The organism is Cupriavidus sp. FW305-F7 (genome assembly GCF_058782875.1).
In genome coordinates this window covers 1-12,145 of sequence record NZ_JBYSYC010000066.1, presented here as the reverse complement: position 1 = coordinate 12,145, position 12,145 = coordinate 1, and the positions used below count along the sequence as shown (strand labels likewise).

The 12,145-nt window shown below is 68.2% G+C and carries 12 protein-coding genes; 7 read left to right on the top strand and 5 right to left on the bottom strand.

Features of this window, described 5'->3' with window-relative positions; translation table 11 throughout:
- Positions 1-24: 24 nt before the first annotated feature.
- The 3 genes from AC3WL8_RS36425 to AC3WL8_RS36415 form a co-directional block, all read right to left on the bottom strand.
- Positions 25-342, bottom strand: a complete 318-nt coding sequence (locus AC3WL8_RS36425) for an Mpo1-like protein (RefSeq protein ID WP_013956296.1) — start codon at positions 340-342, stop codon at positions 25-27.
- Between the two features lie 102 nt (positions 343-444).
- Positions 445-1,269 carry an alpha/beta fold hydrolase gene (locus tag AC3WL8_RS36420; RefSeq protein WP_153956397.1) on the bottom strand — a complete coding sequence of 275 codons (825 nt, stop codon included), beginning with the start codon at positions 1,267-1,269 and terminating at the stop codon, positions 445-447.
- Entirely contained in the window at positions 1,269-2,579 is a 1,311-nt protein-coding gene (locus tag AC3WL8_RS36415; RefSeq protein WP_013956298.1) for an O-acetylhomoserine aminocarboxypropyltransferase, read from the bottom strand. Before AC3WL8_RS36415 ends, AC3WL8_RS36420 begins: the two co-directional genes overlap by 1 nt.
- A 239-nt stretch (positions 2,580-2,818) precedes the next feature.
- Here AC3WL8_RS36415 and AC3WL8_RS36410 point away from each other — a divergent pair, with 239 nt between their 5' ends.
- The 5 genes from AC3WL8_RS36410 (at position 2,819) to AC3WL8_RS36390 (ending at position 8,535) form a co-directional block, all read left to right on the top strand.
- A complete protein-coding gene (locus AC3WL8_RS36410; protein ID WP_013956299.1) occupies positions 2,819-3,265 on the top strand; it encodes a CBS domain-containing protein in 447 nt (148 codons plus the stop codon).
- A 150-nt stretch (positions 3,266-3,415) separates the two neighbouring features.
- Positions 3,416-5,314: an MFS transporter gene (locus AC3WL8_RS36405; RefSeq protein WP_013956300.1), complete on the top strand. Its 1,899-nt coding sequence runs from the start codon at positions 3,416-3,418 to the stop codon at positions 5,312-5,314.
- A gap of 27 nt (positions 5,315-5,341) precedes the next feature.
- A complete protein-coding gene (locus AC3WL8_RS36400; RefSeq protein ID WP_211980958.1) occupies positions 5,342-6,064 on the top strand; it encodes a glutathione S-transferase C-terminal domain-containing protein in 723 nt (240 codons plus the stop codon).
- 74 nt (positions 6,065-6,138) lie between these two features.
- On the top strand, positions 6,139-7,248 hold the full coding sequence (gene aroC, locus AC3WL8_RS36395) for a chorismate synthase (protein ID WP_041227845.1): 1,110 nt from the start codon (positions 6,139-6,141) through the stop codon (positions 7,246-7,248).
- A 12-nt stretch (positions 7,249-7,260) separates the two neighbouring features.
- On the top strand, positions 7,261-8,535 hold the full coding sequence (locus AC3WL8_RS36390) for an MFS transporter (RefSeq protein WP_153956396.1): 1,275 nt from the start codon (positions 7,261-7,263) through the stop codon (positions 8,533-8,535).
- Here AC3WL8_RS36390 and AC3WL8_RS36385 read toward each other — a convergent pair.
- Entirely contained in the window at positions 8,457-9,563 is a 1,107-nt protein-coding gene (locus AC3WL8_RS36385) for an NAD(P)/FAD-dependent oxidoreductase (RefSeq protein WP_013956304.1), read from the bottom strand. The two genes, AC3WL8_RS36390 and AC3WL8_RS36385, sit on opposite strands and share 79 nt — an antisense overlap.
- Positions 9,564-9,599: 36 nt before the next feature.
- Positions 9,600-10,313: a FadR/GntR family transcriptional regulator gene (locus AC3WL8_RS36380; protein ID WP_013956305.1), complete on the bottom strand. Its 714-nt coding sequence runs from the start codon at positions 10,311-10,313 to the stop codon at positions 9,600-9,602.
- A gap of 240 nt (positions 10,314-10,553) precedes the next feature.
- On the opposite strand from AC3WL8_RS36380, the gene AC3WL8_RS36375 reads away from it, so the two are divergent.
- Positions 10,554-11,441, top strand: coding sequence for a flagellar brake protein (locus tag AC3WL8_RS36375; RefSeq protein WP_041227847.1), 888 nt, complete (start codon positions 10,554-10,556; stop codon positions 11,439-11,441).
- 89 nt (positions 11,442-11,530) lie between these two features.
- Positions 11,531-12,145, top strand: a 615-nt coding sequence (locus AC3WL8_RS36370; protein WP_492379904.1) for an esterase/lipase family protein, incomplete at its 3' end; no start/stop codon positions are given.

The following is a 12,145-nucleotide window of genomic DNA, read 5'->3' as shown; positions in this document are numbered from 1 at the left end:
CCAGCCCGGCGACAGTGAAGTTGCCTAGAACGGAATCTTGCCCCGCCAGATATCGGCATACATCACCCAGTCTCCCATCAGGCTGTAAAGCGGATGCCGGAACGTCGCCGGCCGGTTCTTCTCGAAACCAAAGTGCCCGACCCAGGCAAAGGCGTAACCTGCCAGCACAGCGGCCAGCAGCCACCACGCATTGCCGGTAACCACCAGCGCCACCAGACACAGCAGCGCCACCGTCGACCCGGCAAAATGCAGCCGCCGGCAGGTACGGTTCTGGTGTTCGGCCAGGTAGTAGGGATAAAAGGCCGCGAAGTTTTCGAACTCGCGCGCGCGGGCGTGGGCCATGGCTGTCTCCGGCAGGTCTTGTTTTGTGCAGTGTAGACCTTCTGCGCAGAGGTGCCGGGAGGCTGGCCGCCGGCGTGGCCGGCCAGCCATCTGCGGCCAGGCTTAGCCGGCCGCGACCACCTTGCGCGCAAACGCCGCCAGCGCGTCCAGCACTTCATCCGGGCGTTCGCCCATCAGCGCGTGGCCGCACGGGACCGTGACCAGGTTCGCCTTGGCCATCTTGCCGGCCAGCGCCTGGGCCGCCTTGGGCGACGTCATCATGTCCTTGGTGCCGGTGATGAAGAGCGCGGGGCAGGCGACCGCGGCCGCGGCCTCTTCGCCATGGGCGTAGGCATTGCAGGCCGAGAAGTCATTGTGGAACACATGGGCCTGCGGGTTGTTGCGCGACACGCGCTCCATCAGCCGCTGGCTGCCGCCGTGCATCCACGCGCCCGGCCCGGGCGAAGACGGCTTGTTGGCCAGGCTCGAATGCGACCAGGTGTTGACCATGGCGATGGCCTCGCCCTCGCGGTTGAGCGAAGCGTCCAGCAGCGCGTCCGAGACCTTCATCGGGTAAGCCGTGGCCAGCAGGCCGATGCCGCGCACGGCCTGCGCATGCCGCGCCGCGCATTCCAGCGCGATCAGCGAGCCCATGCTGTGGCCGAACACGAAGGCCGGCGCCTTCACGCCGGCGGCCGCCACCAGCGCCATGACCCAGTCGGCCATGGCCTCGACGGTGGCCAGCGGCGCGCCCTTGCTGCGGTTGTGGCCCGGCAGGTCCACCGCCAGCACCGAGAAGCCGTGGTTGGCAAACCAGCGCGTCTGCAGGGCCCACACGCTGTGGTCGTTCTGCGCGCCGTGGACAAACACGGCACAGGGCAGGGCGGGATCGAAGGGTTTGCCGCCGGTATAGGCGTAGGCCGGCTGGCCTGCAATGGTCAGTTCCATCAGGCTTGCCCTCCCTTGCCGCTCATGGCCTTTTCGGCCGCCTTCAGGCCGCGCTTGAGATCGTCGATCAGGTCATCCGGGTCTTCCAGCCCGATCGACAGCCGGATCGTGCCCTCGGTGATGCCGGCCGACTGCAGCGCCGCCGCGTCCATGCGGAAGTGCGTGGTCGAAGCCGGGTGGATCACCAGCGAGCGTGCGTCGCCCACGTTGGCCAGGTGCGAGAACAGCGACATGCTCTCGATAAAGCGCTGGCCGGCCACGCGGTTGCCCTTCAGGTTGAAGCTGAACACCGCGCCGCAGCCGCGCGGCAGCAGGCGCTTGGCCAGTTCGTAGTCAGGGTGCGATTCCAGTTCCGGGTAGGACACCGATTCCACCATCGGGTGCGAGACCAGGAACTGCACCACCTTGCGAGTGTTGTCGACATGCCGGCTCATGCGCAGCGGCAGCGTCTCCACGCCCTGCAGCAGCTGCCAGGCGGCCATCGGGTTCATGCAGGCACCGAAGTCGCGCAGGCCCTCGCGGCGCGCGCGCAGCAGGAAGGGCGCCACCGTGCTTTCCTCGGTGAACACCATGTTGTGGAAGCCCTCGTACGGCTCGGACAGCTCCGGGAAGCGCCCGGAGGCCTCGAAGTCGAAGGTGCCGCCTTCGACCAGCACGCCGCCGATGGTGGTGCCGTGGCCGCCCAGGAACTTGGTGGCCGAATGGTAGAGCAGGCCGGCGCCGTGGTCGAACGGGCGCAGCAGGTAGGGCGTGGTGAAGGTGGAATCCACCAGCAACGGGATGCCGTTGTCCTGGCCCAGTTGCGCCAGCGTCGGGATGTCCAGCACGTCCAGTCCCGGGTTGCCCAGGGTCTCGCCGAACAGCAGCCGGGTATTGGGCCGGATCGCCGCGCGCCAGGCGTCGATGTCGCGCGCCTTGACAAAGGTGGTCTCGATGCCGAAGCGGCGCAGAGTGTAGTGCAGCAAGTTGTGCGAGCCGCCATACAGTGCCGACGAGGCCACCACGTGCGAGCCCGCGCCCATCAGAGTGGCCACCGCCAGGTGCAGCGCGGCCTGGCCCGAGGCCGTGGCGATGGCGCCGGCGCCGTTCTCCAGCGCGGCGATGCGCTCTTCGAGCACGGCCACGGTGGGGTTGGAAATACGAGAGTAGACGTGCCCCGCGCGCTCCATGTTGAACAGCGACGCGGCGTGCTCGCTGTCGCGGAACACGAAGGACGTGGTCAGGTGGATAGGGGTGGCGCGGGCCCCGGTGGCGGGGTCTGGCGCGGCGCCGGCGTGCAGCGCAAGCGTGTCGAATCGGGTTCCGGACATGGTCGGTCGGCCTTGAGTTGTCTCCGGCCAGCATCGTAGCACCGTGCGCCCGCCGACGCCCGCAAACCGGCCTCCCGCTTTACTTTGACGGCGGGTTTGGGCTAGGATCGGCCAACGGGGCGCTACGATGCAGAGTGCGCCCGCACACCCATAGACAGATAACAATGTGACCGGTATCGCCCCCTGTGCCCCCGGCCGGAGCGATGCCCTCAGTTTGAGCGCAGGCAGCGGAGACCAACATGAAAGTCAGCGACATCCTCCAGATCAAGGGCAATACGCTCTATACCGTGACGCCTGACACCTCCTTGCTGGTAGCCGTCCACACCATGGCCGAGCACGATATCGGCTCGCTGGTGGTGATGGAATACGGCGACCTGGTCGGCATGCTGACCTTCCGCGAGATCATCGAGACGCTGGCCCGAAATAATGGCAACGTCGGCAGCACCAGCATCCGCAAGGTGATGGACGATGCGCCGCTGACCTGCACCATGGAGACCGACGTCAACGAGGTCCGCCGCATGATGCTGGAACGTCACACCCGCTACCTGCCGGTGCTCGACAACCGCACGCTGATGGGCGTGATTTCCTTCTACGACGTCGCCAAGGCCGTAGTCGAGGACCAGAGCTTCGAGAACAAGATGCTCAAGGCCTATATCCGCGACTGGCCGGAAGAGCGCGCCGAGTAATTGCGCCGGGCCGCCCGGGCTGAAGCTTCCTTCGGAAATACCCTCGGTTGGCGCCACGGGGCCGTGGCGGGGTGGCGGCCGAACCCCGGCTCCGGCACACTAGCCGGCGTTCCCATTTCGGCGGCGGTCCCCTGACCGACCGGCCCATCCATGAGCCAACACAGCCAGTTCCGACTGCTCGGCCTGCGCCGCTTCGCCCCGTTCTTCTGGACCCAGTTCCTTGGGGCGATGAACGACAACGTCTTCAAGGTCGCCTTCACCTCGCTGGTGACTTACCACACGGCACTGTTCGAGGGCGTGGACGCGCGCAGCGCGGCCTTTCTGATCTCGGCCATCTTTATCGCGCCGTTCGTGCTGTTTTCGGCCACCAGCGGGCAGATCGCCGACAAGCTGGAGAAGTCGCGCCTGATCCGGCTGGTCAAGTCGCTGGAAATCGCCATCATGGTGCTGGGCCTGGCCGGCTTTGCCTGGCACAGCGCGCCGCTGCTGTACGCCGGCACCTTCCTGATGGGGCTGCATTCCACGCTATTCGGCCCGGTCAAGTTTGCCTACCTGCCGCAGCACCTGGATGAAAGCGAGCTGGTCGGCGGCAACGGGATGGTGGAGATGGGCACCTTTGTCGCGATCCTGATCGGGACGCTGATCGGCGGCGAACTGGCCGGGCTTCAGCAGGGCGGCACGATCGTGGGGCCGATGTACGTGGGCGCGGTGTGCGTGGTGATCGCGGTGGCGGGGCGGCTGGTGTCGGGCCGCATCCCGGTCTCGCCGGCGCCGCAGCCGGACCTGCGCATCAACTGGAACCCGTTCTCCGAGACCTGGCGCAACCTGGTGCTGGCGCGCGGCAACCGCACGGTATTCCTGAGCCTGCTCGGCATTTCGTGGTTGTGGTTCCTGGGCGCCACCTTCCTGACCTCGTTCTTCAGCTATGCCAAGGATGTGCTGGGCGGCGACCAGAACGTGGTGACGCTGCTGCTGGCGGTGTTCTCGCTGGGCATCGGCACCGGTTCACTGCTGTGCGAGCGCTTGTCCGGGCGCCATGTCGAGATCGGCCTGGTGCCGTTCGGCTCGATCGGCATGACAGTGTTCGCAGTCGACCTGTACTTTGCCAGCCAGGGGCAGGCACCCGTGGCGCTGAGCGGCATCGGCGGCTTCCTGGCCGAGCCGCGCCACTGGCGCGTGCTGGTGGACCTGTTCTTGCTGGCCATGTTCGGCGGGTTCTACAGCGTGCCGCTGTACGCGCTGATCCAGAGCCGCAGCGCACCCACGCACCGCGCCCGCATCATCGCCGCCAACAACATCCTGAACAGCTTCTTCATGATTGCCGCTTCGCTGCTGGGCGTGGCGATGACGCGGGCGGGCTACAGCATCCCGCAGCTGTTCCTGGTGGTGGGGCTGCTCAATGCGGTGGTGGCGGTCTACATCTACTCGCTGGTGCCGGAATTCCTGCTGCGCTTTATCGCGTGGATCCTGGTCCATACCCTCTACCGGCTGCGCCGCGTCAACGCCGAGCGCATTCCCGCCGACGGCCCGGCCGTGCTGGTCTGCAACCACGTCAGCTTTGCCGACGCGGTGGTGCTGATGGCCTGCAGCCCGCGCCCGGTGCGCTTCCTGATGGACCACAACATCTTCAGGGTGCCGCTGCTGTCGTGGTTCTTCCGCCAGGCCCGGGCGATCCCGATCGCGCCGGCGCACGAGAATCCGGACATGCTCAAGCGTGCCTATGACAGCGTGGCGCAGGCGCTGGACGAGGGGGATCTGGTCTGCATCTTCCCCGAAGGCAAGATCACCGCCACCGGCGAGATCAACCCGTTCAAGCAGGGCGTGCAGCAGATCATCCGGCGCACGCCGGTGCCGGTGGTGCCGATGGCGCTGCGCGGGCTGTGGGGCAGCTTCTTCTCGCGCAAGGGGGCACCGGCGATGTCGCGGCCGTTCCGGCGCGGCATCCTGAACCGGCTGGAGCTGGTGGTGGGCGAGCCCGTGCCGCCCGAGGCCGCCACCCCGGAGGGGCTGCAGCAGATGGTGCAGGCCCTGCGCGGCGACTGGCGCTAAATCCGTTGTGCGGAACCCGAATCCACAATGATCACGCTCTATACCTTTGGCGCCGCCTTCGGGCTGCCCGACGCCAGCCCCTTCGTCACCAAGGCCGAGATGCTGCTCAAGCTGGCCGGCCTGCCTTACCAGGCGCGCCGCGGCAGCCTGCGGCGCGCGCCCAAGGGCAAGCTGCCCTACCTGGACGACATGGGCCGGATCGTGGCGGATTCCACCATGATCCGCTGGCATATCGAGAAGACCTACCACATCGACTTCGACGCCGGCCTGAGCGCGGCCGAGCGCGGCATCGCCTGGGCCGCCGAGAAGCTGATGGAAGACCACCTGTACTGGGCGGTGGCGCGGGTGCGCTGGCTGGACCAGGCCAACTTCGACAAGGGGCCGGCCCAGTTCTTCCGCGGCGTGCCGGCGCCGGTGCGCGGCCTGGCCGAGCGGCTGGTGCGCTACAAGGTGCGCAAGACGCTGTGGGGGCAGGGCCTGGGCCGGCACAGCGAAGAAGACCTGGTGGCGCTGGCCAGCAAGGGCGTGACCTCGATTGCCGACATCCTGGGCGACAAGCCCTACCTGATGGGCAACGCGCCATGCGGGGCCGACGCCACGCTGTTTGCCTTTGCCGGCAGCCTGCTGTGCCCCGTATTCGACACTCCGATCCGCACCGCGGCCGAGGGGCATGCCAACCTGGTGGCCTATATGGAGCGGATGCGCGCCGAGTTCTACCCCGAACTGGTGCTGGCAAGCGCCGCCGCCTGAGCCTGTCGGGCCGCCCGAGGCCCGCCATTGGCCTTACAATGGAAACCTTCCCCAATTCCTGTGCGGTTTCCATCATGTCCGGCAACACCCTTGGCCTGCTTTTCACTGTTACCACCTTCGGCGAATCGCACGGGCCCGCCATCGGCGCGGTGGTGGACGGCTGCCCGCCGGGCATGGCGCTGACCGAGGCCGACATCCAGGGCGACCTGGACCGCCGCCGGCCCGGCACCTCGCGCCACGTCACGCAGCGCCAGGAAGCCGATCAGGTCGAGATCCTGTCCGGCGTGTTCGAGGGCAAGACCACTGGCACCCCGATCTGCCTGCTGATCCGCAATACCGACCAGCGCAGCAAGGACTACGGCAATATCGTCGAGACCTTCCGCCCGGGCCATGCCGACTACACCTACTGGCAGAAGTACGGCATCCGCGACCATCGCGGCGGCGGCCGCTCGTCGGCGCGCCTGACCGCGCCGGTGGTGGCGGCCGGGGCGGTGGCCAAGAAGTGGCTGCGCGAAAAGTACGGCACCGAGATCCGGGGCTACATGTCGCAGCTGGGCGAAATCGCCGTGCCGTTCACGGACTGGTCGCATGTGCCGCAGAACCCGTTCTTCGCGGCCAATGCCGACGTCATCCCTGAACTGGAAACCTATATGGACGCGCTGCGCCGCGACGGCGACTCCGTCGGCGCACGCATCGAGGTGGTGGCCAGCAACGTGCCGGTGGGCCTGGGCGAGCCGCTGTTCGACAGGCTCGACGCCGACATTGCCCACGCCATGATGGGCATCAACGCGGTCAAGGGCGTGGAGATCGGCGCCGGCTTCGACAGCGTGGCCCAGCGCGGCAGCGTCCATGGCGACGAGCTGACCGCCGAGGGCTTCCGCACCAACAATTCCGGCGGCGTGCTGGGCGGTATCTCCACCGGCCAGGACGTCACGGTGTCGCTGGCGATCAAGCCGACGTCTTCCATCCGCACCCCGCGCGAATCGATCGACAAGGCCGGCAATGCCGCCACCGTCGAGACCTTCGGCCGCCACGACCCGTGCGTGGGCATCCGCGCCACGCCGATCGCCGAGGCCATGCTGGCGCTGGTGCTGATCGACCACGCCCTGCGCCACCGCGCCCAGTGCGGCGACGTCAAGGTCGATACGCCGCGCATTCCCGCGCAGGCCGGCCAGACGCCTTGATCTGACCTCGCGTTGGCCACGCCTTTCGCGGGCGGCGGCGCCACCGGCGCCGGCCGCCCCGACTACGCCCGTTTCGGGCTCTTCTACCTTGGCTACTACGGCTACGTCGGCCTGATTTCGCCGTACGTCAGCCTGTATTTCGCCGACCGCGGCTTCAACCCGGTGCAGATCGGCGTGCTGATGGCGAGCTTCCAGGTCAGCCGCATCGTCGGGCCCTACCTGTGGGGCTGGCTGTCCGACGTGATGCACACGCGCGTGCGCATCCTGCGCGTGAGCGCGTTCACCTCGTTGTTGGCTTTCCTGATGCTGCCGGGTGTCGGCAGCTACGGCGGCATGATGGCGATGATGCTGACGCTGAGCCTGTTGACCAGCGCGATGTCGCCGCTGGGCGATGCCCTGACCATCTCCACGCTGCGCCGCTACGGCGCCTTCGACCATAGCTACGGCCGCATCCGCATGTTCGGCTCGGTCGGTTTTATCGGCGCGGTACTGGCCGGCGGGGCCTTGTTCGAAGCGGTCGGCATGCGCGCCTTCCCGTGGGTGGCCAGCACGCTGCTGGCGATCCTGGCCGGGGTGGTGCTGACCATGCGCGACGCCGCCGCCGACGGTCCGCACACTGCGCCGCCGCGCGCCTTGCCGCTGCTGCGCCGCCCGGACGTGGCCTGGTTCCTGGCGTCAGCCTTCCTGATGATGTTCGCGCACGCCGCGCTCTATGTGTTTTATTCGCTGTGGCTGGCACAGCTGGGCTACAGCAAGTTCGCCATTGGCGTGATGTGGACCATCGGCGTGGTCGCCGAGATCGTTTTCTTCTACTACCAGGGCCTGCTGTTCGCGCGCTATTCGCTGCGCACCATCCTGGCCGGCACCTTTGTGCTGGCGGCGCTGCGCTTCGGCCTGACCGGCTACTTTGCCCAGTTTGCCTGGCTCATGGCGCTGGTGCAGGTGCTGCACGCGGCCACCTTTGCCGCGCACCACAGCGCCAGCCTGAAGCGGTTGCAGGCCTGGTTTGCCGGGCCGCTGCAGGGGCGCGGGCAGGCGCTGTACACGGGCATTTCCTACGGCGTCGGCGGCACGCTGGGCGGGCTGGCGATGGGCTGGACCTGGAACGCGCTGGCGCCCGAGCATACGTTCGGGCTGGCCGCCATTGCCGCGGCGGCCGGCGCGCTCTGTGCGGTGATGAGCTTTCGCGCGGAAGGCGATGGCGCCGCTCAGGCCAGCGCTGCGCAGACCCGCTCGGCGATCGCCAGCGACGAGGTCAGCCCCGGCGACTCGATGCCGAACAGGTGAACCAGCCCCGGCACGCCGTGCACGGCGGGGCCGTCGATGCGGAAGTCTGCCGCCGCCTCATGCGGGCCGCTGATCTTGGGGCGGATGCCGGCATAGCCGGGTTGCAGCGCGCCGTCGGCCAGTCCGGGCCAGTAGCGCCGCACCTCGTCATAGAAGCCGTCGGCGTCGGCTGGGTCCACGCCGTATTCGATCTCGTCGATCCAGCGCACATTGGGGCCGAAGCGCGCCTGCCCGCCCAGGTCGATGGTCAGGTGCACGCCCAGCCCAGCCGCCTCGGGCACCGGGTAGATCAGCCGTGAGAACGGCGCGCGTCCGGCCAGCGTGAAATAGCAGCCCTTGGCGTAGTACTGCGGCGGGATATGGGCCTCGGGCATGCCGTCGATGCGGCGCGCCAGTTCCGGCGCGGTCAGCCCGGCCGAGTTCACCACCGTGCGCGCCAGCAGCGTGGTGACGCTGCCATCCTCGTTGCCGATCTCCAGCCGGATGCCGTCCGGCGTCACCGCGCCGCCCAGCACCGGCGACTGCACCGCCAGCATCGCGCCGGCGTTTTCCGCGTCGCCCAGCAGTGCGGTCATCAGGCCATGGCTGTCGACAATCCCGGTCGACGGTGACAGCAGCGCGGCATGGCACTGCAGTTGCGGCTCAAGCGCCTGCGCCTCGGCGCGGCTGACGAGGCGCAGGTCGTCCACGCCGTTGGCCGCCGCCTTGGCGCGGATGCCTTCGAGCGTGGCCACCTGGGCCGCGCTGGTGGCCACGATCAGCTTGCCGCAGCGCTGGTGCGCCACGTGGTGGCTGGCGCAGTAGTTGTACAGCATGGCCTTGCCGCGCACGCACAGCTGCGCCTTGAGCGAGCCGGCCGGGTAGTAGATGCCGGCGTGGATGACCTCGCTGTTGCGCGCGCTGGTGATGGTGCCGAAGGCGTTCTCGGCTTCCAGGATGATTACTTCGCGGCCCTGCAGCGCGAGTGCGCGCGCCACCGCCAGTCCCACCACGCCGGCGCCGATGACGACGCAATCCACTGTTTCCATGGTTGTTCCTCGCTTCAATGTCTGTGTGTTCGGGACTCAGGCCGTCAGGTCGAGGCGCGCGGCGGCGGCCGCAAGGTGCTGTTGCGCGGCGTTGCGGGCGGCCGCGGCGTCGCCGGCGGCAATGGCTTCGGCCAGCGCCGCATGTTCCTGGTCGGCGGCGCGCGGCGCGCCGGTCGTCACGCTCAGCCGCGAGGTGTTCTCCCAGGCGCGCTGGCGCGCGGCCAGCATCTGCTGGCTGACGAAATCGGTCAGGCCGGTAAAGCAGGGGTTGTGCGCGGCTTCCGCAATGGCATGGTGGAAGGCCATGTCGGCCGCCGCCGCGCTGGCCATGTCGCCCTGGCCGTCGGCCTGTGCCTGCATCGCCGCCAGTGCGCCGCGGATGGCATCGATATCGGCATCCGTGCGCCGCTGCGCGGCCATTTCGGCGCAGGCGGTTTCCACCACCCGGCGCAGTTCGAACAGCTGCGCCAGCGTCGGGCCGCCGTCGGGCGCGCTGGCCACGCGCCAGGCCTGGCCGCCCGGCGTCTCCGACACATAAGCGCCCGAGCCCTTGCGCGTCACCAGCACGCCATCGGCCTTCAACTGGGCGATGGCCTCGCGCACGATCGGCCGGCTCACGCCGAAGGTGTCGGCCAGGCTGGCCTCGGCCGGCAGGCGCGCGCCCGCGCCATAGCGGCCGGCGAGGATATCGTCGTGCAGGGTCTGGGCGATACGGCTGGCGAGGGAGGCCGGGCGAGGCAGGATGGTCATGGTTTGATATGTCAGGCTGTCAGACAGCTTTTGCGGATTTTCGGCCTAACTTTGCGGCGCGTCAAGGTTTCCGTAGGGAGCGAATGCTACACATGCGGCCTTAGTCAATCGCCGAGGGCTTAATTTCGCCGCGCCGGCGCCGATAGAAACCTGATACAGGTGGCGGATCCTGCGCGTCAGCTCCGCCCAGGGCTTGCCATGCCCCGTGGCGTCCAATGCCGGGGCCTACTGCGAACAGCCATGATCCAGCTCACACCTAACGATCTTCCCGTCGGATACCCGCTGCCCTGGTCATTGCTCGATGGCGAGGGCAACCTGGTGCTCGGCAGCGGCAGTGTCATTCCCGATGAACGCGACCTGGCGCTGGTGTTCCACCATGGCGTGGTCTGCCGCGAAGATGGTCACGACGATGCCGATGACGAACTGCGTCCGACCACCGGGCCGCTTGGCCTGCAGGTCGGCACGCTGCTGCATGTCAAGCATGAGGGCGAGGCCGCGCGCCCGGCCGCCAGCCGCCTGATCGGTTTTATCGAGCAGGGCCTGTTTGTCACCTGGCCGCAGCTCGGCGGGCGCGACCTGCCGCTGCAGGCGGGCGATTCCGTGCTGCTGCGCGGCTTCTCCGGACAGGCCATCCACAGCTTCACCTCGACCATCACCGCCGTGTGCCGCAGCCCGTTTCGCTACCTGGTGCTGTCGGCGCCGGTGCAGAAGCACGCAACGCCGGTACGCAAGGCCGCGCGCGTGCCTACCCGGCTGGCGGCCTACCTGACCGAGCCCGGCGATGACGACGGCATCGACACCGGCACGGCGCGGCTGGCGCTGCTGTCCGACCTCAGCACCGGTGGCGCGCTGGTGCAGACCACCGCGCCTGCGCCGGCGCCGGGCAGCCGCGTACGGCTGCGCTTCAAGATGCGCACGGCGTCGCTGGACAGCGAGGTCACCATCGACGGCTGGGTCCGCCTCGCGCCCCCCGGCGCGGCCAGCGACGATGCCGACTTCCCGGCCTTCGGCGTGGCCTTCGACGTGCTGGCCGAGCGCGAGCTGACGCTGCTGCAGTGCTACATTTACGAACAGCTGCTTTCCAGCACCCGTATGCCCTTGCAGCCCGCGGCTGTATTGGCCGTTTAGAAGGAATCCGCTAATGTTTTGATTGTCTCCTCGCGTCGGCCCGTCTTTACTGCTTCCAACATAAAAAGACCCACCACCGAGGAGACAAGATGGAGCACTGCGGACACCACGCGTGCGGACAACGCACGCCCGCGCTACGCGAGCAGAAGGCCGGCAAGGCCTGGCACAGGCTGGCAGGCACAGCCGCGCTGGCCGTGGCGGCCATGCTGGCGCAGCCAGCACCCGCGCTGGCCGCGAGCGGCGACTATGCGAAGACGCGCTACCCGATCGTGCTGGTCCACGGATTGACCGGCGCGGCCAAGATGGGTGGTGCGCTCGACTACTGGTATGGCATCCCCGAGGTGCTGCGGGCCAACGGCGCGCAAGTCTATGTGGCCACGGTGCCGTCGTTCAACAGCGATGAAGAGCGCGCGCTGGCGCTGCAGGCCTATGTGCACGCGGTCAAGCTGGAAAGCGGCGCCGACAAGGTCAACCTGATCGGCCACAGCCAGGGCGGGCCGACCTCGCGCATGCTGGCGGCGATGTCGCCGCAGGACGTGGCCTCGGTCACCACCATCGGCAGCCCGCATCGCGGCAGCGAAGTGGCCGACACCGTGCTGGACCTGATCAATGGCTTGACATCCTCCTCGTCCTCAGCCTTCGGCTGCCGCCTTACGGCGGAAAGGACGAGGATTCCTACGGCGCTACGTGATGCTCTACGTAGT